The organism is Acinetobacter sp. TR3 (assembly GCF_027105055.1).
In the GTDB taxonomy this organism is placed as follows: Bacteria; Pseudomonadota; Gammaproteobacteria; order Pseudomonadales; family Moraxellaceae; genus Acinetobacter.
Genome location: NZ_CP114264.1, coordinates 3162095 through 3184914 on the forward strand (window position 1 = coordinate 3162095; position 22820 = coordinate 3184914).

A 22820-nucleotide genomic window follows, 5' to 3' on the forward strand; every position below is an offset into this window, starting at 1 on the left:
AAACTTACCCACTTCATTTTTCTGTTTTTTTCAATCTTATGCGTGCATTAATTCAACGAGTTCTCGAAGCAAAAGTGGTGGTTGAGGGTCAAACCACGGGGGAGATTCAACACGGCTTACTGGTCTTTTTAGGTCTAGGCAAAGAAGATACACTAGAGAAAGGGCAAAAACTGATTGATAAAATTTTAAAATATCGAATTTTTGATGATGAACAAGGCAAAATGGGGTGGAATGTCAGTCAAGCCAAAGGTGGACTTTTATTGGTTTCGCAGTTTACCTTGATGGCACAAACACAAAAAGGCTTACGTCCTGATTTTGGACCTGCAATGCCCCCTTCGGAAGCCAAAGTACTCTATGAACAATTGGTTGAATACGTACAACTGCAATTTGAAAATGTACAAACAGGTGTTTTTGCAGCCGATATGAAAGTTCATTTAATCAATGACGGACCAGTGACTTTTAATTTAGAAATTGAATAAATGAGACATAAAAAAACTCCCTTTTAGGGAGTTTTCTTTCAGGTTGGTTTATTTACCTGTTTTTTCTTTAATAAATGCACGTGCTTGACGGATTTTTTCTTTTACTGGCTTTGGCACTTTTGGTGGAATCAATTTAGCTGCTTGGTTAAACCAAACTAACAAGCTGAAGTCACCTTCCATTTTAATGCTGCCATCTTGCATACCTGTCATGAATGCAGTTGGATCACCCTTTACCAAAGTTTTTACACCTTGCTCACTTGAAGCAAATTGCAAAATAAAATCAGCTTTTTCAGGACCACCCGCAACCGTATCAATTTTGCCACGATTAACAATAATCTGACGTGCCAAACCTAAATCAGTACCGATTTGGATACGGAATTCACGGTCATGAACCAACTCAATAAACTTCGGGCTAGTACGTGCCAATTGCTTCATACGTAACGCCAAACCTGCCACCAATAAATCTAATGGATCAGTGCTTACATCAACGATCGGTAACTGAATCACAGGTAAAGAAGAAAGCTTCATGACATTTATGCCTACAGTATTATGATGAAATTTAAGACAACCGTATCCTAGCACAATTGTAGAAAACTCTGTAAAAGCTTTGTTTCAGAAAATTAATACAAAAAAGGCATCCTGAGCATGCCTTTGATGTAGTTCAAATTATTATAAATTATCGGCTAGAACATTGTTGTTGATCATCCTTGTAGACAGGTGTGTGTTCAATATATTGACGCTTCTCCAATTGTTTCCTAGTTTGTTGATCTTCGCGTAAAAGAATGAATGTAACCGTGACCATCGCAAGGCTTAGAGCTGTCAAATAGCTATAGGCAACTGACATTTCGAACATGGTTTGCATAGCAAAGCGCACCACTTCTAACAGCCCCCAACTCATCATACCTGCCAGCATAAAACCTAACCAACGACGATACGGAGAAAAGAAAACAGCAATAACTGCGACAGCGATTAAGCCAAATCCAACCCACATGGTGAAATTCGCTGCTTCCATAGAAACCTCCGTCTTTAAAAGGTGGTTTGGATCATGCCCAAACCTCATATTTGTTCTGTAATCTCTAAACAGTATTTGGTGTTGCATTAACGTCTTTAAGCATTATGGAGGGTTTTTTATAGAAAAAAAGTGTCTGAAATTAACCATACGACACAAGATGTCGCAATATGCTTTTGTCATTACATTTTCTTAAATTACAAAAGTCTCAAAGTGCTATATAGCATCAATTGCGGCGTGTCATTACAAAAAAATATAGCTCTTTTTAATCATTCAGAAACTTTTTTCAGAATTTTTTTATCGTTGTTTTTCTATACATTTAGACATAAATATGACGAATTAATGACGCTTGTAGAATAAATAAAACCGCTTTGAAAGCGGCTTTATTTACATCTAAGAACTCGCGTGTTAAGCACGATTTAAATCTTTATCATGCATACCCAATAAGTACAAAACACCATCTAAACCTACACTCGAAATCGCTTGATTCGCATTTTGACGAACAAGTGGTTTTGCGCGGAACGCTACGCCTAAACCTGCGATTGATAGCATTGGTAGATCATTGGCACCATCACCAACAGCCATCGCCTGCTCTAATGAGATTCCCATTTTATCTGCCAATTGACGCAATAATTCAGCCTTACGTGCGCCATCCACGATTGCGCCTTTGACTTCACCTGTCACCAACCCGTCTTGTACATCTAAAATATTGGCATGTACCTCATCAATACCGAGCTTTGCTTGTAAATATTCAGCAAAATACTGGAAACCACCCGATAAGATTGCCGTTTTATATCCCAATGCTTTCAGAGTCGAGATTAAACGTTCCGCCCCTTCCGTCACGGTTAAACGTTCTGCAATTTTAGGTAATACAGAAGCATCCAAGCCTTTTAACAATGCAACACGTGCACGAAAACTTTGTTGGAAATCGAGTTCACCTTGCATGGCACGTTCAGTAATTTCAGCGACCTGTTCACCGACGCCTGCTTCTAGCGCCAATTCATCAATCACTTCTTGTTCAATCAAGGTTGAGTCCATATCAAAACAGACTAAACGACGATTACGACGGTAAGCATTATCTTCTTGTACCGCTACATCAATATTCAGCTCACCTGACAAACTCAAACATGCAGCTCGCATCGCTTGTGCATCCAACATTTGTCCACTTAAACCAAACTGAACACAGGCACGACGTGGAAATTGGCTTTCTGCATCGAGATCTAAACGACCAGATAAGCGTGTTACTGTTTCAATATTGAAGCCCTGACTCGATACAATTTTAGTGACTGCCTGCAAATGCGCAGCGGTAAGCTCTGGTGCAAGTGCCGTCACGATATAACGGGTACGCCCACCTTCACTCACCCATTGATCATATTCTGCGTTGGAGATTGGTTTAAATCGCACAGTTAAGCCAATATCATGTGCTAAAATCAAAATCTCTTTCATTGCTAATGCTGTTGCAGTCTCATTATCCGAAGCAACAACAATTCCTAAAGTGAGTTGATTATGGATAACAGCCTGACCCACATCGAGTATTTGCAAAGAATGCACGGAAAGTACCTGCATTAATCGAGTAAACTGATTCGGTTGATCTGGTCCTAAAAAGGATATAAGAATGATTTCACGCATGAATTGACTCGTGTTTGAGCGACAACTATTGTATGTAAGAATCATAACATAACCTGACCTGAATCTATTTGACTCTTATTTATCTTGGAAGTTTAACTTGAATGCGCCACGCCAAGGGCTATTTGCTAGCCTGCTGATCGTAAGTTTTGCACTGCATACCTTTTTACTGGTGATTGCAACGACACATCAACTCAATGAAAACCGCACCAGTCAGGGACAACTGATGACCAGTCAGCTTGTGGCAGATAGCCTTTCAGAACTGGAACCTGCCAACACGGTCTCATTGGCACTGGTGGCCAACCGTTATGCAACCAACCCAAGTGTCGCATCCATTCGTATCCTCGATGCCAATAAACAAGTCCTTGCAACCAGTGGTATGGCAAAGACGCGTCAAGGTGAGGTCTTTGTTCGAGATGCACTACAAAATGAAAAGAAAGTTGGAACGGTTGAAATTACGCTTATCCAACCAAGTATTGGTGAAATCTTACGCACGCAGTGGCTGGCGATTTTGGCATCTTTATTTATTCATGGGTTGATCTGGTTGGCGTATCGTGCCATTGCACGTCCAACACGTAGTGAATATTTAGCCCGTATCAATCAGGAAAATCATCTTAAACATGAAATTCAACGTTTAACTCAGGCTCTCGCACTTGAGAAGCAAAATACAGTCACGTTAGTTGCACAAGCACAGCAACAGGCAAAAGCTCAACCAAAATCACGTATTGAAAAAGCTCCAACAACAGATCAACAAGTCAATTTAGATCATCAAACCGTCGCACTGAATATCCAGTTTTATGATCCAAAACAACTGTTGAGCAGTGTCAACCAATCCGTTTCTGTACCTTATTTTAAACTCTGTCAATTATTCTTGGATAAAAGCATTGATCTCTGTGCGAAGCATTACCAACTCGACGCTGCACAAATGAACGTCGTTCAAGAATTTAATGCTGAAGGCGCAACCTTGTCGACGACATCAGAACATCCCCATGCATTAGAATGTCTGATGATGATTGGTGCTGTTTTCCAGTTATTGGCAGATGTTTTATATAAGCGTTATCGTGAAGATAAACGTTTTGCACTACAAACGCGCGGTGCTGTTGCTAGTGCTGTAGAAGCGATGCAATTAGATGCGATTGAGGCAGCCAAGCGCTTAACTCAACACTTACATGCCAAGGAAGCAGCTTTACACCTCAATCATGAGCAACTCAAAACGGTTCAAAATAGTTATGAATTAGTTGTGATGCCAAATCCGAGTAGTATCATGACTCGTCATGCCTTTATGATTAATGGGATGAATGAGCAATGTGCCACCGTAGCACAAAACCTGCGCACTGAAATTTTGATGGGTAAAAAAGTAAAAGCTTCGACTGAATCTTAGCTCGATCGAATGTATCGGTTCAAATTCAAAATGCAACGCTCCCTTACAGGGCTATAAATGCCCATTAGGATAAAGCGTTGCTTTATTATTTGCTTGATTCACTTTTTTAATTGATAAAGAAGCACAGGCGAAATTTATTAAAATACGGTAAACTACACCAGATTTATCGAATACTAGTGCCCTATAAGGCAGCATAAAAGGTGAAAGCGAATGCCGCTGAGTCGTGTTGAAGAGCTTGTCGCAGATATTCGTGCAGGCAAAATGGTCATCCTAATGGATGATGAAGATCGTGAAAATGAAGGTGACTTAGTCATCGCTGCAACGCATGTTCGCCCTGAAGATATTAACTTCATGATTACGCATGCACGCGGCCTAGTTTGCCTAACTTTGAGCCGTGATCGCTGTAAACAGCTTAATTTACCGTTAATGGTAGATCAAAACGGTGCACAACATGCCACTAACTTCACGCTGTCAATTGAAGCAGCAGAAGGGATCAGTACTGGTATCTCCGCTGCTGAACGCGCGCATACGATTCGCACCGCAGTTGCAGCACATGCTAAACCAAGTGATATCGTTCAACCTGGTCATATTTTCCCATTGATGGCTCAACCGGGCGGCGTACTGCATCGTGCAGGTCATACGGAAGCAGGGTGCGACCTCACCCGTTTAGCGGGTCTAGAGCCTGCCTCTGTTATCTGTGAAATTATTAATGATGACGGCACTATGGCTCGTCGCCCTGATTTAGAAGTGTTCGCAGAGAAACATGGTTTAAAAATCGGTACAATTGCGGATCTGATCCATTACCGCATGACCAATGAACAAACTGTTGAGCGTTTGTCTCAAGAGACGATTCAAACCGAATATGGTGAATTTGATTTATACAAATACCGTGAAATCGGTAATCCAGATATTCATTTAGCTTTAGTAAAAGGCGAACCGAAACAAGGCATCACCACTGTTCGTGTGCATGGTTTTAATCCTGTTCGCGACTTATTAAAATTAAATAAGGCCGATGGTTCGGCAGCGTGGAATTTAGATCTAGCAATGAAAACAATTGCTGCAAGCGAGCGCGGTGTATTGGTATGGATTGGTCAAGATCATTTAGAAGATCTAGGACATGCCTTAGAGCAGTTAAATCAACCAAAACCGCTTAAGTCTAATGCAGCACTTTCGCATCAGTACCAGACGATTGGTGTTGGCGCGCAGATTTTACGAGATTTAGGTGTTGAAAAAATGAAGCTTCTGAGTTCTCCGCTTCGTTTCAATGCTTTATCTGGTTTCCATTTAGAGGTAGTGGAATATATCACTGCCGATCAAATCACAGCAAAATAATCGAGGTTGCTATGGCAATTCGCCGAATTGAAGGTTTATTACATCTCGCAAGCGAAGGTCGTTATGCGATCTTAGTAGGACGTTTCAACAGCTTCGTGGTTGAACATTTACTTGAAGGCGCGATCGACACTCTAAAACGTCATGGTGTTTCAGAAGATGCGATTACTGTTATTCACGCACCAGGTGCGTGGGAACTTCCTATCGTTGCAAAAAAATTAGCGGCTTCAAACAAATTTGATGCCATCATTGCACTCGGTGCAGTGATCCGTGGTAGTACACCACATTTTGATTTTGTTGCAGGTGAATGTGCGAAAGGTTTAGGTGTAGTTGCACTTGAAAGCACAATGCCTGTGATCAATGGTGTCTTAACGACAGACAGCATTGAACAAGCAATCGAACGTTCAGGTACGAAAGCAGGAAACAAAGGTAGCGAAGCTGCATTGACTGCAATCGAAATGGTTAACTTATTAAAGGCAATTTAAAGCATGTCGCAAACACTTCAGGCCGCTTATGCAGCGAAACGCAAAGCACGTCGTTTTGCTGTACAAGGGATTTATGAATGGCAAATGAGTCATAACCCTGTCCATGAAATTGAAGCACGTACACGTGTAGAAAATGCTATGCACAAAGTTGACCTTAACTATTACCATGAATTGCTCACTCAAGTGGTTGCTCAACATGAAGCTTTAGATGAGTTACTCATCCCTGTACTTGATCGTGAGTTAACTGCACTAGATGGTGTAGAACTTGCAACCTTACGACTTGGTGCTTATGAATTACGAGATCATCTCGAAGTTCCATACCGCGTTGTACTTGATGAAGCAATTGAGCTAGCAAAACACTTTGGTGGTGCAGACAGCCATAAATACATCAATGGTGTATTAGACCGTCTTTCATCAAAGCTTCGTGAAGCTGAAAAACAGCAAGCAAAATAATAGGCTTGATGTTGCATGGCTGAGTTTTCAATTATTGAGCGGTACTTTAAACGTGCATCAAAATCTGATGTCAGTTTAGGTATCGGTGATGACTCAGCCATCGTCACCCCTCCTTCTTCACAACAACTCGTGATCTGTGCAGATACATTGGTTGCTGGTCGACATTTTCCCTTAGATACCTCTGCCCATGCCATTGGCTGGAAAAGTGTCGCGGTCAATTTATCTGATCTCGCCGCAATGGGTGCAAAACCACATAGTATTTTACTCGCACTCAGCCTCCCTACCGTTGATCATGACTGGTTGGCTGGATTTAGTCAGGGTCTTTTTGATTGTTGCGATCAATTTGGTGTGAGTCTGATTGGTGGCGATACCACTCAAAGCACCCAACTCACTATAAGTGTCACCGCTTTAGGCTGGATTGAACAAGGTCAAGCCATCACGCGTGCAGGTGCACAAGTGGGTGACTATGTCTGTATTAGTGGGCAGATTGGTGATGCCGCGTTTGGATTACAACACTTAGGACATCCTCTACAACAACGCTTAGATTATCCAACACCTCGTTGTAATTTGGGGCAACAGCTAAAAGGTTTAGCCTCAAGTATGATTGATGTTTCAGATGGACTCGCACAAGATTTAGGACATATTCTGAATGCCTCAAAAGTAGGTGCAACATTACAGCTTGAGCAGCTTCCGATAGATCAGTCACTAAAAAATATAGATTTGCGACAAGCTTGGCATTATGCGCTTGCAGGTGGTGATGATTACGAATTATGTTTTACAATATCACCGCAAAATTTTGAAAAACTGTCACGACAACAATTAGATGTTCCGCTTACAATAATCGGCAAAATTACCCAACAAACTGGATTGTTATTTGAGTATATGGGTGAGAATTACCCACTACAAATTCATGGATACCAACATTTTGCATAAGCCTCCCATTCACTTCAAACAGATGACTTGGTTCGATCGCTGCATCGTTTTCTGCGGGGTTGGATTTGGTTCTGGTCTCAGTCCTAAAGCACCGGGAACATTTGGTTCTGCATTTGCATTGTTATTTACACCATTATGGTTATATCTCGGTTTTAATTTGAGTGTTTTAGCAATCACGATTATGTCCCTCATCGGTATATACATTTGTGGACATACCGCCAAAGTCATTCATGTACACGATGATGGTCGAATTGTATGGGATGAATTTGCAGGGCAATCTATTACACTCCTACCCTTGCTCTATCTACAGCAATTAAATTGGTTATGGGTCATTGTCGGTTTTATTTTTTTCCGTATATTTGACATCTGGAAACCATTTCCGATTAGTTGGGCAGACCAAAAAGTTACTGGTGGTCTAGGGATTATGCTTGATGACATCATTGCAGGTCTTTGGGCTGCGCTTTGTATTTTTATGATTCATTTTTATTTTTTGACTTAAACCATTGATATTAGGGTTAGTTATGTCAACAACTGTTATTATTCTTGCAGCTGGGAAAGGAACGCGGATGCGTTCGAAACTACCCAAAGTTCTCCAACCATTGGCAGGTCGTCCACTTTTAGGACATGTGATTCAAACTGCAAAAAAATTACATGCTCAAAATATTATTACGATCTATGGGCATGGTGGTGATCTTGTTAAACAAAGTTTTGCTGCTGAACAAATAGAATGGGTTGAACAAGCAGAACAGTTAGGAACAGGTCATGCTGTTCAAATGACTCTCCCTGTATTACCTCAAGATGGTATTTCTTTGATTTTATATGGGGATGTTCCACTCGTTCGTCAAAGTACCCTTGAACAGCTACTTGAAGCCTCTAACCAATCTGGTATTGGTATGATTACGCTTAATGTTGAGAATCCAACAGGCTATGGTCGTATCGTTCGTCAAGCAGATAAGATTCAAGCGATTGTTGAGCATAAAGATGCCTCTGACGAACAGCGTCTAATACAAGAAATTAATACTGGTATTTATTGTGTAAGTAATGCCAAATTACATCAATGGTTGCCAAAACTGTCTAATAACAATGTTCAAGGTGAATATTACCTTACGGATATCGTGGCAATGGCCGTTGCGGATGGCTTAGAAATTGCTTCAATTCAACCTGAGCTTGAATTTGAAGTTGAAGGTGTGAATGACCGCCTACAACTTGCAACTTTGGAACGTCAATTTCAGCAACAACAAGCAAAAGAATTGATGCAACAAGGCGTACATTTAATTGATCCAAATCGTTTTGACCTACGTGGAACTGTGAAATGTGGTCAAGATGTACAAATTGATGTCAATGTCATTATTGAAGGTGATTGCGAATTAGGTGACAACGTTCAACTTGGCGCAGGCTGTATTTTAAAAAATACTCGTATTGCGGCAGGCACTAAAGTTCAAGCTTATAGCGTATTTGAAAATGCAATTGTGGGTGAAAATACCCAAATCGGTCCTTTTGCACGCTTACGTCCAGGTGCGAACTTGGCGGATGACGTGCATATTGGCAACTTCGTTGAAGTTAAAAATTCAAATATTGGACTCGGTTCAAAAGCCAATCACTTCACTTATCTAGGTGATGCAGATATTGGTGCGAATTGTAATATTGGTGCAGGGACAATCACTTGTAATTATGATGGCGCAAATAAACATCGTACTGTGATTGAAGACAATGTATTTATTGGTACCAATAACTCATTGGTTGCACCGATCAAAATTGGTCAAGGTGCAACAACAGGCGCAGGCTCAACCTTAACTCGAAATGTGGCTGAGCATAGTTTAGCTGTCGAACGATCTAAACAGTTTGAAAAAGCAAATTATCAACGTCCCCAAAAGCTGAAAAAATAAGAGGATACAATTATGTGTGGTATTGTTGGTGGTGTTGCTGAACGTTCTGTAACCGACATCCTCATTGAAGGATTAAAACGTCTCGAATATCGTGGTTACGATTCTGCGGGTTTGGTATTACTGAATGATCAAAAAATCTTGCGTGAGCGTCGCGTAGGTAAAGTTGCAAATCTAGCTGAAGCTGTATCAGAACAAAACTTGATGGGCCATGTGGGTATTGCACATACCCGTTGGGCAACCCATGGTAAACCAACTGAAAATAATGCTCATCCACATGTTTCAGGTGATGTAGCTGTTGTACATAATGGTATTATTGAAAACTACCAAGACCTTAAAGATGAATTACAAGCGCTAGGTTATGTCTTTACCTCACAAACAGATACTGAAGTTGTTGCTCATCTTGTCAACGACGCTTTAAAGCAAACTGATAGCTTACTTGAAGCTGTACAAAAAGTTATTCCTCGCCTAAAAGGCGCTTTTGCACTGGGTATTGTGCATACCGCACACCCTGATGAACTGATTACTGTGCGTGAAGGTTCACCATTGGTAATCGGTGTAGGTATTGGCGAGAACTTTATTAGTTCAGACCAATTGGCTTTATTACCTGTTACTAATCGCTTCGTCTATCTCGAAGAAGGTGATATTGCGCGCTTAACACGTACTAGTATTGAAGTTTTTGTCAATGGAACCCGTGTTGAACGTCCAATCAAAGAATTGGATGCAACTGTCAGCAATGCATCAAAAGGCGAATATAAGCATTTCATGCTCAAAGAAATTTATGAGCAACCAGAAGCGATTCAACAAACGATTTCACAAGCATTGAATGGCAATAATTTGCGTGAAGATTTTCTTCAACATGCCAATGCGGATTTTGACAAAATTCAGCAAGTACAAATCATTGCCTGCGGTACCAGCTACCACGCAGGTATGATTGCAAAATACTGGTTCGAGCAATTGATTGGTGTACCTTGCCAAGTTGAGATTGCAAGTGAATTCCGTTATCGCACGCCTGTCATTGTTGCTCATACACTGTATATCTGTATTTCTCAGTCTGGAGAAACTGCGGATACCTTGGCCGCATTACGCGAAACACAAAAACGTGCTCAAGCTCAGAACATCGACATTAGTACCATGACCATTTGTAACGTTGCCACTTCATCAATGGTTCGCGAAACAGATCATCATTTACTCACGCTTGCTGGTCCTGAAATTGGGGTGGCATCAACTAAAGCCTTTACCACACAACTTGCAGCATTGATGTTGTTAATCTTGAAAGTTGGTCAAGTTAAACAACGTCTTGCAGATGCTCAAGTGAATGAAATTACAGAAGCGCTATGGCATTGTCCGAAAGTGATTTTAGATACTTTACAAGGCAATACTGAGATTCAGCGCCTATCAGCACTCTTCGTTGAAAAGAACCACTGCTTGTTCTTAGGACGTGGCACACACTTCCCTATCGCATTAGAAGGCGCATTGAAACTGAAAGAAATTTCATACATTCATGCTGAAGGATATGCGGCTGGTGAACTCAAGCATGGTCCATTGGCTTTAGTAGACAATGAGATGCCTGTCGTGATCTTGGCTCCACAAGACGAAATGCTCGATAAGTTAAAATCGAATATGGAAGAAGTTCAAGCTCGTGGTGGGGAACTCTTTGTTTTTGCTGATGAAAACAGTGGTATTCATAGCAAAGATCGCCAACATGTCGTTCATGTTCCAGCTGTCAATGAATGGTTAGCACCAATTGTGTACAGTATTCCTGTGCAATTGCTCTCGTATCATGTTGCTGTATTACGTGGTACCGACGTTGACCAACCACGTAACCTTGCTAAGAGCGTAACAGTCGAATAATTACAAAATAAAAAAAGGAGGGTTAACCCTCCTTTTTTATTGCCATTGATGGTCATTTTTAAGCCACATAACGACTGCTTTTATGATTCAAAAGAATAATTGAATTTAAAATAACAGCCCCTAAAATTGAAATTAGAATCAATTTCCAATCTACGAAAAACAACGAAACTAATAAGATGGTAACATCAATTCCCATCTGCACTTTACCTGCTGGAATGTTAAAGCGTTCTTGTAAATATAGAACTAAGAGGTTGATTCCTCCTAAGCTTGAGCGATGGCGAAATAAAATCAGAAAGCTTACCCCCATCAACACATTCGCAAAAATCGTAGCATAAATTGGATTTACACTAGATAAATGAAAAAAATGAGGAATAATTTCGGTAAAACCAGCTAATAATCCAACGGCAATAAATGTCTTGACGACTAATGCCATGCCCATTTTTTTATAGGCAAAATAATAAAATGGGATATTGATCAGGAAAAATAAAACACCAAATTTGATGTCGGTAATGTAGTGGAGCAATAAAGATAAGCCCGCTGTACCACCTGTCATAATCCCTGCTTGCTGCAATAAAGTCATGGCAAACGATAGAATGAATGTTCCAATTAACATTGCCAATCCATCTTCAATCTTAGAGTGTTGGTCAATCACGGGCATGACTGGACTGACCAAAGATATATTCTGATCGGTATTCATAAGGATACAACTCAATAGGAGAACAACAGCAGGGAGAAATATCTTTCAAAGAAAGATATGGCATATTTGATCATTTTTATTCAAATTTCGCAATTTATTCTTATATTTTACCATAAATGCAATTTATACTCAAAATATTCTTTTTTGAATAATCTTTATGCAGTACAGTCCAATGCTTCAGTTTGAATGATATTGATCTAAGAGAAAGATTTTTTACTTAATCGCAATCCCATTTTCTTTTAATTTTTCCAACACAATCGATGTATTTAAATTACTGACGCCAAAGTTACTAGATGACAAAATCCCAATCAACTTGACCATTTCATCTAAATTTTTGACTGCAACCTTCAGTGCAAAATCATAACTTCCTGTGAGTTTATGAATATCTTTCACCGCAGGTTCATTTAAAAGAAACTCAACAAAGCGATCGTGTGTCGCATCATTGTAGTTTTGCAATTTTACTTCAATAATACCCATGATCGGTGTCGGATCTGCGCTTAATGCGATTTGCGCATAGTAACCCGTAATAATTTTATTTTGTTCAAGCTGAATACGACGACGTGAACATTGAGAAGTTGATAATCCCACCAATTCTGCTAATTCTTGATTAGCTAATCTTCCATTCATTTGTAAATAATGAATAATTTTCTGATCAAAATCATCAAGTTCAACTGACATAAAACGCTCAATTCTGTCTGAAGTTAGAGTTTAACTGATATTGATTTATCAGTTTTAGAAGTTTAACGCCTTTAGATCAAACGGCTCAAGCTTATGACAAAATTGTAGTCGATTGAATACGCTCAATCCCCTGCTCTAACATTGTTTGCCATGCGCTTTGTAGTGAACCATCCAAATCAATCGCTTTACAGGCATCTTCAATAACATAAGTTTTAAAGCCCATCTGTGCAGCATCTAAGGCTGTCCACGCAACGCAAAAGTCTGTGGCAATCCCTACGATATATACTGTATCAATTTGATGTTCTGTTAAATAACCCTTCAAACCCGTTGGTGTTTTACGATCTGCTTCCATAAAAGCAGAATAACTATCAATATCGGCATGAAAGCCTTTACGAATAACCAGTTGTGCAGTTGGAACATCCAGATCAGGATGAAATTCCGCATCGTGAGTGCCTTGAACACAATGTTTCGGCCATAACACTTGGGTTCCATACGGCAATTCAATGGTTTCAAACGGCACTTTATTGTCGTGATTATCTGCAAAAGAAATATGTTGCTCAGGATGCCAGTCCTGTGTTAGCACGATATGCTCAAACTTTTTTGCAAGTTGATTAATAATCGGAATAATTTGATCTGCTTTTGCAACGGCCAAATTCCCCCCAGGAGTAAATCCATTTTGGACATCAACAACAATTAATGCGACATGATGAGATTGTGTCTGCATACCATGCTCCAGTTTAAAACTTGTATTTTTACAATACCCTGCTGATTATGTTCTGGCTACTCATGTTTTCACTTTTACAAAAGATGAAAACAATTCAAGATAAAGATGAATTAAAGTTTTCCACAGTTTGACTAAAGCATATTGTTCTTATGCCTCCGATCAGTCATAATTTGCGTAATTGTCATTCAACCCGATCGAATTGTTGGGTGACCAATCAAAATACTGCAACCATCCAATATTTCGTTTCAACTAATTCAATCTCGGATGGGAAAATAGGATAGTTTTTTAAAATGACTCAGCTAGCACAGAATATTCAAGGCTCAATTGTCGCAATCGTCACCCCTATGTTTGAAGATGGCAGCGTAGATTGGAAGAGTCTTGAGAAGCTCGTTGAGTGGCATATCCAACAAGGTACACATAGTATTGTTGCGGTCGGCACGACGGGCGAAGCGTCTACATTAAGCATGGAAGAACACACACAAGTCATCAAAGAAGTGATTCGTGTAGCCAACAAACGTATTCCAATTATCGCAGGTACAGGTGCAAATTCAACGCGTGAAGCGATTGAATTGACTAAAGCTGCAAAAGAATTAGGTGCTGATGCGGCCTTACTCGTTACGCCATATTATAATAAACCAACACAAGAAGGCCTATATCAACACTACAAAGCTATTGCTGAAGCTGTTGATATTCCACAAATTCTTTATAATGTACCAGGTCGTACTGGTGTCGATATGCAAAACGAAACCGTTATTCGTCTTGCTGATGTTAAAAACATTGTTGGTATTAAAGATGCAACAGGCGACGTACCACGTGGTCAAGCCCTCATCGAAGGTTTAAATAATAAAATCGCTGTTTATTCAGGTGATGATGAAACTGCTTGGGAACTCATTTTACTGGGTGCAAAAGGTAATATCTCTGTAACAGCCAATGTTGCACCAAAGCAAATGAGCGAAATTTGTGAAGCTGCGTTAGTTGGAGATAAAGCAAAAGCACAAAGCTTGAATCAACAAATTGCAAATCTACACAATATTTTGTTTTGCGAATCAAACCCAATTCCTGTGAAATGGGCATTGCACGAGATGGGATCAATTGGTACTGGCGTACGCTTACCATTAACCGCTCTAGCAGAACAATATCGTGAACCGCTCCGCACAGATTTAAAAGCTGCGGGAATTATTTAATACGAGCAATTTATGATGCAATTACGTCTTGGTGTTGTCCTAGTCATTTCAGCTTTGAGTTTGACTGGTTGTGGTCGTTTTGCCCTCAATAATCATTCTTTAGATTATAAAAAAGCTCAAGCCCTTGAACCACTCAAATTTCCTGAGGGCATAACGGCAAGACCATTTACGCCATTGTATCCAGCGCCTACGGTTGACCCACTTGCAATTGAGCATGCGCCAAAGCTTGAGAATGAAAGTGGCAACCGCTATGCATTGCCTCGTCCAAAAGCGATGCAAAATTCAGCCGATAATACTTCAGCAACCGCTTCAACAGTGGGTCGCCCACAGCTCGTCACTGATGGGAATAAAAACCCATTACTCAAAGTTGATGGCCCAACAGCAGGTGCGTGGCAATATACTTTTGCAACATTGAGTAGCCTCAACTACAAAGTTATTTCTCAAGCAGAAAATGGCTATGAAGCAACGATTAAAGTAGGCGATCAAAATTACCTACTGAAATTATCGGCTGTAGGCTCAAGCAATACAGTTGCGCTATTCAAACTTGATACAACATTTGCAGACCCTGCTGTTGCAGCTGAAGTGTTAACCCAGATTTACCAAAATTGGCCAGCCTAGTCGTTTACTAGGCATACTTTTTCAAAAGGTTCCCCCATGTTAAAACAAACCTTGCTCTATACTGGTAAAGCAAAATCTGTATATGAAACAGATAATGCTGATCACCTGATTTTAGTCTTTCGTGATGATGCATCAGCATTCAATGGCGAAAAAATTGAGCAACTAGATCGTAAAGGCAAGGTGAACAACCGTTTTAATGCCTTCATCATGGAAAAGTTGGCTGAAGCGGGTATCGAAACTCATTTTGAAAAGTTACTTTCTCCAACAGAAGTACTTGTAAAGAAATTACAAATGATCCCTGTTGAATGTGTTATTCGTAACTACGCAGCAGGTTCATTATGTCGTCGTTTAGGTGTTGAAGAAGGTAAAGAATTAACGCCTCCAACATTTGAATTGTTCTTCAAAGATGATGCGCTTGGGGACCCAATGGTCAATGAATCTCAAGCAATTGCTTTAGGTTGGGCAACAGCACCTCAACTTGAAAAAATGAAAGAACTGACTTACCAAGTGAATGATGTACTGAAAGCATTATTCGATGCAGGTAATATGATTCTTGTTGATTTCAAACTTGAATTCGGTGTATTCCACGATCGTATCGTATTGGGTGATGAATTCTCTCCAGACGGTTGCCGTTTATGGGATAAAGACACCAAGAAAAAATTAGACAAAGACCGTTTCCGCCAAGGTTTAGGTGGTGTGGTTGAAGCTTATGAAGAAGTTGCTACACGTTTAGGCATTAACTTAGATAATATCTAAGCCTAAACTCTAACTTCTGAGTAAAAACCAGCCTGATTAGGCTGGTTTTTTATTGGTTTATCTACTTCCCTAATTTCTGATAAATCAGATTCCCTTCTTTATAGGTTGCCAATACCTGAATATTTTTGATCTCTCGGCTTGGAATCGTAAGCGGATTTTGATCCAAGATCACTAAATCAGCCAGTTTCCCTTGAGTTATCGTGCCCTTATGCTGATCTTCAAAATATTGATAAGCTGCCCAATCAGTCATGGATTTTAAAGCCATATAGGGACTCACGCGCTCATCTGCACCCAATACATAATTGCTGCGTGTCACTCGATTGACGGTTGCATCTAACATCATCAAACTATTCGGCGGCACAACAGGTGCATCATGATGCTCTGTAAAAATAAGCTGTTTCTTCAAAGCACTTGCCGTTGGTGAAATACGTGCTGCTCTCGCCTCACCTAAGGTTTGTTGACGATGCCAATCCCCCCAATAGAACGTATGCAATGAGAAGAAGGATGGAATAATATCCAAGGCTTTCAGTTGATCCAGTTGATCTTCACGAATCGTTTGAGAGTGAATCAATACGCTTCTACGATCTGCTTTGCCTTGTTTTAATGTGGCATCTTTTACAGCTCCAATAAATTGATCAATTGCCGCATCACCATTGGCATGTGCAAGTACTTGCCAACCCTGTTTAAACGCTAAATTAATATATTGATTGACCTGTTGGTTATCTTTAATCGCAGGATAGCCCTTATAGTTTTTATCTTTACCTTCAGGTGGAATTAAGTAAGGTTGTGTCAACCAAGCTGTTTTACCTTGTGGTGAGCCATCTAAACTGATTTTCACGCCACCGATACGGAAATGATGATCATATTGGCGATGACTGCCTTGCTTGAACATGTACTCTTGACTGGTGGTAATATCTGGATAAGAAACCACATCAATTGGCAATTGATTTTGTTTGGCTAAAGCATGCCACATCTCCGTTGTACCCTGATCAGCACGCCCTTCTTGTACCGTGGTAAAACCATTTTTGACGTAGGCATCAATACCTTTTTGCGCGATTTGGAACATCACTTGTGGTGGTACATCTTTAAAAATTGAACCAATCGCCGTAAATAAAGCCGACTCTTCTAAGACCCCATTTGGAACATTCGAATTCGCTTCGCGACGAATCACTCCTCCTTCTGGATTTGGTGTATTTTGATTAAAATTCAGTAATTCTAATGCTTTATGATTCACAGAAGCTAAATGCCCAGACTGATGTAAAATCATCACGGGTTGATCTTTGGACACCCGATCTAAATCACTTGCCGTAGGATGACGTTGTTCAGATAATTGTGCATCATCATAACCATTTCCCAAAATCCAACCACCCATCATTTTAATCACTGCTGGATTTTGTGTCTTCCACGTATTCATTACCTTTACAAGTGAGTTGATATCAGAAACTGAACCATCAGGCATCGGATACAAGTTCGCCACCATTTGATGAAAACCCACCATATTCACATGGCTATGCGCATCAATAAAGCTCGGTAATAAAGTTTTGTTGTTTAGATTAATATATTGAACTTGGGCATTTGCCAACCGCTCTGCTTGCTGCTTCGAGCCAACAAATACAATTTTCCCATCCTTTACTAATAGCGCCTCAGCATATTTAGGCTGCATTCCTTCCATCGTCAGAATAGAGCCACCATAAAATAATTTCTCCGTTGACTGCTGTTGAGCTGACTTGATGCTCATACAACCAGATACAGCAACGGCAAACAAAGTGATGAGAGAAACAGGATAAAAATATTTTAAATGCATAGAGCTAATTCCATGTTTTTATTATGCCTTTATTATTAAACCTTATTCTTTTTCTGTTGAAAAAGGTTAAAAGGATTCTTTTTGTAATACGAAAATAATATTTATCGTGCGATACAATATTCAAAAGACGAAATGAATACTGTAAAATTAAAATATCTTTGTAAGCCTATTAGAGACTTTAATTGCAATATCATCTACATAGCGACTATAAGGAGTAGCTAAAACAATACTTATAATCACTGTAAACAAACTCGCCCACAGACCCGCTACCCAATACGAAAAACCCAATTGAATATGCAATAGATTAAAACAAGGAATTGCTAAAGCATAAATCACAGCAAGATGAATTAAATAAATAGAAAATGAGATCTTGCCTAAGAAAACTAAAAATGGCGAATCAAAAAATTGTGCTAACCATTTGCCTTTTAATACCGCATACACGATACAAAAACCGCCAATGAAATTCAGGTAATCGTAGGTTTGCTCACCTAAAAATTGAGCAAAAATCCGATAACTCAAACTTTCATTATGCGCACCACAGAAATATAGCCCCAGCGTGAATAGCAACACAGATAACCCTGTTGCTAATTCTGATGCATATAGAAATAAACCCATACCTAAAATAAAGCTCAGCATACCGAGTAATACTGTTTGTGAAATCGTATAGGCTGTCGCAATACTCAACAGCAAGAATACACCTGCAAGCATCGGTCGTTTGCTATAAAAATAACTGGCGAGATAAATTACCAATGAACCGAGCAGCTCAATCTGCATCGTCCACAATACCCAATTATAGCTTGAGTCGCCAAATAAAAATGCTCCGATACTGCCCTCATACAAAGCTATACTTAATTTTGGATGAGGATTTGCCAAAGCTGCCCCCCATTCAGAAACATGCGTAACATCGACAGGAACAAAACAAACGAGGTAGGCAACAATACAAGAAATAAACGCAGGAATAGCCAAACGTGGATAACGTTTAATTAATGATTTTTTGAGTTTTTCAGCTGAATTTTTCTTTTTTAAACTCGATAAACTTAGGACATAACCGCTTAAAACAAAAAAGACAAAAACCGCGCCTGTACCTGAATAAAAGAATGCAAATGGAGAATGATAAAGTTGATCAAAAAAGGGATATTGAGGTACAGCACTTAAATCAAAATGATGCATTTGAGGAAAGAATGTCAACGATAGATGTGACAACACAACCGCAAGGCAGGCTAAACCTCGGATACTTTCCGCAGCATTGATTTTGTTTGTGATCATGGCAGAGCTTTATCATCCGTGATATGCCGCGATAATGCGATCTTTTATGTGAAGTGTCTAGTAGCCACTTAAAAAATATAGTGACTATAACAACTCAGAATAAAAGCATCTACCCATCTGAAATGCGCCTACTTATTGCTTCACTCGAGTCGAGAACCAACATAAAATTGACCCCATACACACCATAAAGGCACCATACCAAAAAGAAATCGTCAGTGGCGTACTGAGTAGAATTGCCGAGAAAAAAGCTGAGAATACAGGAATGAAATACGAAGCACCTGCCAATAACGTGACATTGCCATGCAAAATCCCGACATTCCATGCAGCATAACCAAAGCCCATAGCGGCAGCGGCAAAAAGTAAGGACGTGGAAGATGACCAATCAAAATCAAATGCGCCGCCGCCCATCAATGCATATTTAATCCAAAGCACCATCGAAACCAACATAAAAAATAAGGTAATCCCATTACTACCCTTAGCCATCTTCGCAGTGAGGGTACAATAAGCCGACCAAAGGAGCGTTCCGATGAAAGCCAGTGCATAACTCAGTGGGTTATGTTGTATGTTTGCCCACATGCTAGGTAAATCAAGACCTTGCTCACCGCCTAATACCCAGCAAATGCCCAAGAGAGAGATCATAAAACCAGGAATAATGAGAAAATTGGCTTTTTGTTGATTAAATACAATAGCAGCAACCATCGTGAATGTTGGCCATAAATAGTTCACCATCCCAACTTCAATCGCTTCTCGATTATTACTGCTAAAGCCAATAGATAGTGATAAACACACTTCATAACTAACAAATAAAATACTGCCCCAAATTAAATAGGCTTTTGGAAAACTTTTAAGATTGCTCCAACCTACTGAAAAAAATAGAAAAATAGAAGCAAGCGTATAAATTAATGCTGCGCCACCGACTGCACCAAAATGCGAACTGACATCCTTGATCAATGCAACAATCAAGCTCCAAAGGAAGATTGCAAGCAATCCAATGAATGTGGCTTTTTTTGAGGTCATATTGAAATAAATCGAATATAAAACCGCGGCCAAATTCCCATTTACACTTTTGGGAACTTGACTAGGTGAAATGTGAAAATACAACTCATCTGTTTAAACAGATCTTTATTGTTGCTGTTGTTCCTGCTGCCAACGGCGTTGCTGCAAACGTTCGGCTTCAACTTCACGTTTATTTAAGGCTCGCTCATACAGCTTCGTACCCCGCAATTCAGGCGGCAAATATTCCTGTAAAACAAAATGCTCAGGGTAATTATGCGGATAGAGATAATCCACGCCATAACCTTGTTTCTTCATCAATTTGGTTGGCGCATTCCGTAGATGTAACGGCACAGGTAAATTCGCAGTTTTTTCGGCAAGCTCCAAAGCTCGGTTAATGGCGAGATAGGTACTATTACTTTTCGGGCTGGTTGCGAGATATACAGCACATTGACCTAAGATAATCCGTGCTTCAGGCATACCGACCGCTTGTACTGAACGGAAACACTCACCCGCCAACAACAAGGCATTCGGATTCGAGTTGCCAATATCTTCCGATGCTGCAATCAACATTCGACGTGCAATAAAAATAGGGTCTTCACCACCTTTGAGCATGCGTGCCATCCAGTATAGGGTCGCATCCGCATCGCTACCACGAATTGATTTGATAAATGCCGAAACCAAATCATAATGCTGCTCACCTGATTTGTCATAACGTGCAATATTCTGCTGTGCGACTTTGACCACAATTGCATTGGTGACGATATTTTCAATATCAGGCTCAAAAGTGCTGGCAATTAAATCAATCAAATTAAGCGCTTTACGTGCATCACCCGCAGCAAATTGAATAAGCGCATCATATTCTTCAATCTGAATAAAACGCTCTTTCAAAAACTTATCACTTTGAATGGCTTTATTGATCAGGGTTTGAATCGCATCAGCATCCAAACTGTTTAAGGTATAAACCTGACAACGAGAAAGCAGTGCACTATTCACTTCAAAAGATGGATTCTCCGTGGTTGCACCAATCAAAGTGATTTTGCCTTTTTCAACTGCATTCAGTAAGGCATCTTGTTGTGACTTATTAAAACGATGAATCTCGTCAATAAACACCACTGGTGTCAGTAGATCACCACTTTCAGCAATCACTTCACGCAGCTCTTTTACGCCCGTATTTAATGCAGATAAACTAATAAAAGGGCGATCGACTGCTTGTGCCAATAATAAAGCAATCGTGGTTTTCCCTACCCCTGGTGGTCCCCAAAAGATAATCGAAGGCAAATGCCCCTGATCAATCATTTGACGTAACGGTGCATGCTCACCGAGCAAATGATCTTGCCCGATGATTTCTGACAAATCACGAGGGCGTAAACGTTCAGGTAAAGGAATATGCGTATCTGACATCATTATTGGCTTTATGCTGTTTTATCCTAGTCTATTGTGTCTGACTCAAATCTACAATTTGAATCTGCAATCACGCGACATTCTATTGCGCAGTATTCTTTTGAAGTAACTGCTGCATGACATGGTAGCTTGCAGTAATTCGAGCTTCATTCGGAAAATTAGTATTCGCGAGCATCACAATCCCAATTTTCTGCTGTGGAATAAATGCAGCATAGGCACCAAAGCCATTACTTGAACCAGTTTTATTAAACAATGTTGCTGCTGGAGCACGCTTTGGTTGTTTGATCGGTGTAACGATATGACTTTCTAAAGCCATTTTGCTTGAATTGCCTTGTAAAAGTGTTTCAAGCTTAACAGGATAAGCATATTGCTCCCAACCTAAACCTTGGGTCATCGCACCGACTTTAAAATACCCAACATGCGTATTTTCAATCGCTTTGCGAAGAGGGTGTTTTAATTTTTGTGGGTAAATTTGAGCATCTAAAAATTTCAGCATATCGAAACTGCTACTCTTCACGCCATACGCTTCCGCATCAAACATCCCCGCAGAAACGCGAATGGGTTGGTCATTTTTATACCCCCATGCGTATTGTGGCATCTGCTGCTCAGGCACATGAATAAAACTCTGTGTCAAACCAAGTTGCGGAAACAACGTTTTCTCAAGTAATTCTGCATACGGCTTTTTCATGGCGAATGCCGTGACATAACCCATCAAACCAATACTTGGATTGGAATATTGACGAGCTGCACCAACTTTGGTTTTTGGCTGCCAAGTCTGAAAATATTGAAGCATATCCTGCTGACTAACAACTTCATCTGGAAATTGCAGCGGAAAGCCACCTGCGGTATATGTACCTAAATTTAAAATCGTAGCTTTATTCAGTGCGGTATTTTTTAATTCTGGAAAATACTTGGCAGGATGATCAGACAACAATAATTGCCCTTGCGCCTGTGCATAGCCTGTCAAAGTAGCATTAAAGGTCTTACTGACTGAGCCAAGTTCAAATAAGGTCTTATTACTCATCGGTTGATTGCTTTGCTTGGAAGCAACACCATAATTTACAAAGTAATGCTGCCCTTTCAATGTCACCGCAACCACTAATCCAGGAATCTTATATTGATCTAATAGTGGTTTAAATTGCTGATCTACAATCTCTTTGACTTGCTGCTCACTGAGCGGTTGCGCCCAAACCGAAGAATAACAAGATAAAAGCCCTACGGTGAAGAACAGCATTCTTGATGCGATCATGTCTATTTCCCAAAC

General features: G+C 40.1%; 23 protein-coding genes. 12 read left to right on the forward strand and 11 right to left on the reverse strand.

Features of this window, described 5'->3' with window-relative positions:
• Nucleotides 1-38: 38 nt before the first annotated feature.
• Nucleotides 39-479, forward strand: a complete 441-nt coding sequence (dtd, locus tag O1449_RS15185; RefSeq protein ID WP_269238736.1) for a D-aminoacyl-tRNA deacylase — start codon at nucleotides 39-41, stop codon at nucleotides 477-479.
• A 48-nt stretch (nucleotides 480-527) separates the two neighbouring features.
• Here the strand turns inward: dtd and O1449_RS15190 are convergent, their stop codons facing one another.
• From O1449_RS15190 to serB, 3 genes are all read right to left on the reverse strand, one after another.
• Nucleotides 528-1007 (reverse strand): SCP-2 sterol transfer family protein, encoded by a 480-nt coding sequence (locus tag O1449_RS15190; protein WP_269238737.1) that lies wholly within the window; start codon nucleotides 1005-1007, stop codon nucleotides 528-530.
• Nucleotides 1008-1155: 148 nt separating this feature from the next.
• Nucleotides 1156-1491 (reverse strand): ciprofloxacin tolerance protein AciT, encoded by a 336-nt coding sequence (aciT, locus tag O1449_RS15195; protein WP_269238738.1) that lies wholly within the window; start codon nucleotides 1489-1491, stop codon nucleotides 1156-1158.
• Between the two features lie 405 nt (nucleotides 1492-1896).
• On the reverse strand, nucleotides 1897-3117 hold the full coding sequence (gene serB, locus O1449_RS15200) for a phosphoserine phosphatase SerB (RefSeq protein WP_004659767.1): 1221 nt from the start codon (nucleotides 3115-3117) through the stop codon (nucleotides 1897-1899).
• 97 nt (nucleotides 3118-3214) lie between these two features.
• Here serB and O1449_RS15205 point away from each other — a divergent pair, with 97 nt between their 5' ends.
• The 8 genes from O1449_RS15205 to glmS all read left to right on the forward strand — a co-directional run bounded on the left by O1449_RS15205 (nucleotide 3215) and on the right by glmS (nucleotide 11432).
• Nucleotides 3215-4495: a hypothetical protein gene (locus O1449_RS15205; RefSeq protein WP_087547577.1), complete on the forward strand. Its 1281-nt coding sequence runs from the start codon at nucleotides 3215-3217 to the stop codon at nucleotides 4493-4495.
• A 210-nt stretch (nucleotides 4496-4705) separates the two neighbouring features.
• Nucleotides 4706-5827 (forward strand): bifunctional 3,4-dihydroxy-2-butanone-4-phosphate synthase/GTP cyclohydrolase II, encoded by a 1122-nt coding sequence (gene ribBA, locus O1449_RS15210; RefSeq protein WP_269229300.1) that lies wholly within the window; start codon nucleotides 4706-4708, stop codon nucleotides 5825-5827.
• An 11-nt stretch (nucleotides 5828-5838) separates the two neighbouring features.
• The gene (gene ribH / locus O1449_RS15215; RefSeq protein ID WP_004659764.1) at nucleotides 5839-6309 is read left to right on the forward strand and encodes a 6,7-dimethyl-8-ribityllumazine synthase; all 471 of its coding nucleotides are present in this window, start codon (nucleotides 5839-5841) and stop codon (nucleotides 6307-6309) included.
• A 3-nt stretch (nucleotides 6310-6312) separates the two neighbouring features.
• The gene (gene nusB, locus O1449_RS15220) at nucleotides 6313-6762 is read left to right on the forward strand and encodes a transcription antitermination factor NusB (protein WP_004659763.1); all 450 of its coding nucleotides are present in this window, start codon (nucleotides 6313-6315) and stop codon (nucleotides 6760-6762) included.
• A 15-nt stretch (nucleotides 6763-6777) separates the two neighbouring features.
• Complete coding sequence (gene thiL / locus O1449_RS15225) at nucleotides 6778-7695, forward strand: thiamine-phosphate kinase (protein WP_269238739.1); 918 nt, start codon at nucleotides 6778-6780, stop codon at nucleotides 7693-7695.
• Nucleotides 7673-8194: a phosphatidylglycerophosphatase A family protein gene (locus tag O1449_RS15230; RefSeq protein WP_269238740.1), complete on the forward strand. Its 522-nt coding sequence runs from the start codon at nucleotides 7673-7675 to the stop codon at nucleotides 8192-8194. Before thiL ends, O1449_RS15230 begins: the two co-directional genes overlap by 23 nt.
• A gap of 22 nt (nucleotides 8195-8216) precedes the next feature.
• Nucleotides 8217-9581, forward strand: coding sequence for a bifunctional UDP-N-acetylglucosamine diphosphorylase/glucosamine-1-phosphate N-acetyltransferase GlmU (gene glmU / locus O1449_RS15235; RefSeq protein ID WP_269238741.1), 1365 nt, complete (start codon nucleotides 8217-8219; stop codon nucleotides 9579-9581).
• 12 nt (nucleotides 9582-9593) lie between these two features.
• Nucleotides 9594-11432, forward strand: coding sequence for a glutamine--fructose-6-phosphate transaminase (isomerizing) (glmS, locus tag O1449_RS15240; RefSeq protein ID WP_269238742.1), 1839 nt, complete (start codon nucleotides 9594-9596; stop codon nucleotides 11430-11432).
• A 58-nt stretch (nucleotides 11433-11490) separates the two neighbouring features.
• On the opposite strand, the gene O1449_RS15245 is transcribed toward glmS, so the two are convergent.
• The 3 genes from O1449_RS15245 to pncA all read right to left on the reverse strand — a co-directional run bounded on the left by O1449_RS15245 (nucleotide 11491) and on the right by pncA (nucleotide 13531).
• Entirely contained in the window at nucleotides 11491-12129 is a 639-nt protein-coding gene (locus O1449_RS15245; RefSeq protein ID WP_269238743.1) for a YitT family protein, read from the reverse strand.
• Between the two features lie 213 nt (nucleotides 12130-12342).
• Nucleotides 12343-12807 carry an Lrp/AsnC family transcriptional regulator gene (locus O1449_RS15250; protein WP_004659756.1) on the reverse strand — a complete coding sequence of 155 codons (465 nt, stop codon included), beginning with the start codon at nucleotides 12805-12807 and terminating at the stop codon, nucleotides 12343-12345.
• A gap of 91 nt (nucleotides 12808-12898) precedes the next feature.
• Nucleotides 12899-13531, reverse strand: a complete 633-nt coding sequence (gene pncA, locus O1449_RS15255; RefSeq protein ID WP_269238744.1) for a bifunctional nicotinamidase/pyrazinamidase — start codon at nucleotides 13529-13531, stop codon at nucleotides 12899-12901.
• Nucleotides 13532-13821: 290 nt separating this feature from the next.
• Here pncA and dapA point away from each other — a divergent pair, with 290 nt between their 5' ends.
• From dapA to purC, 3 genes are read left to right on the forward strand one after another with little or no spacing between them, the layout of a single operon-like run.
• On the forward strand, nucleotides 13822-14715 hold the full coding sequence (dapA, locus tag O1449_RS15260; protein WP_269229280.1) for a 4-hydroxy-tetrahydrodipicolinate synthase: 894 nt from the start codon (nucleotides 13822-13824) through the stop codon (nucleotides 14713-14715).
• A gap of 15 nt (nucleotides 14716-14730) precedes the next feature.
• Complete coding sequence (locus O1449_RS15265; protein WP_269230383.1) at nucleotides 14731-15333, forward strand: lipoprotein-34 precursor (NlpB); 603 nt, start codon at nucleotides 14731-14733, stop codon at nucleotides 15331-15333.
• Between the two features lie 36 nt (nucleotides 15334-15369).
• On the forward strand, nucleotides 15370-16089 hold the full coding sequence (purC, locus tag O1449_RS15270) for a phosphoribosylaminoimidazolesuccinocarboxamide synthase (RefSeq protein WP_269229279.1): 720 nt from the start codon (nucleotides 15370-15372) through the stop codon (nucleotides 16087-16089).
• Between the two features lie 61 nt (nucleotides 16090-16150).
• On the opposite strand, the gene O1449_RS15275 is transcribed toward purC, so the two are convergent.
• The 5 genes from O1449_RS15275 to ampC form a co-directional block, all read right to left on the reverse strand.
• On the reverse strand, nucleotides 16151-17893 hold the full coding sequence (locus O1449_RS15275; RefSeq protein ID WP_269238745.1) for an amidohydrolase: 1743 nt from the start codon (nucleotides 17891-17893) through the stop codon (nucleotides 16151-16153).
• A 147-nt stretch (nucleotides 17894-18040) separates the two neighbouring features.
• Nucleotides 18041-19159, reverse strand: a complete 1119-nt coding sequence (locus O1449_RS15280) for an acyltransferase family protein (RefSeq protein ID WP_269238746.1) — start codon at nucleotides 19157-19159, stop codon at nucleotides 18041-18043.
• A gap of 132 nt (nucleotides 19160-19291) precedes the next feature.
• A complete protein-coding gene (yddG, locus tag O1449_RS15285; protein ID WP_269238747.1) occupies nucleotides 19292-20176 on the reverse strand; it encodes an aromatic amino acid DMT transporter YddG in 885 nt (294 codons plus the stop codon).
• 105 nt (nucleotides 20177-20281) lie between these two features.
• Nucleotides 20282-21556, reverse strand: a complete 1275-nt coding sequence (locus O1449_RS15290) for a replication-associated recombination protein A (protein WP_269239723.1) — start codon at nucleotides 21554-21556, stop codon at nucleotides 20282-20284.
• A gap of 82 nt (nucleotides 21557-21638) precedes the next feature.
• On the reverse strand, nucleotides 21639-22805 hold the full coding sequence (gene ampC / locus O1449_RS15295; protein ID WP_269238748.1) for a class C beta-lactamase: 1167 nt from the start codon (nucleotides 22803-22805) through the stop codon (nucleotides 21639-21641).
• Between the last annotated feature and the right edge of the window lie 15 nt (nucleotides 22806-22820).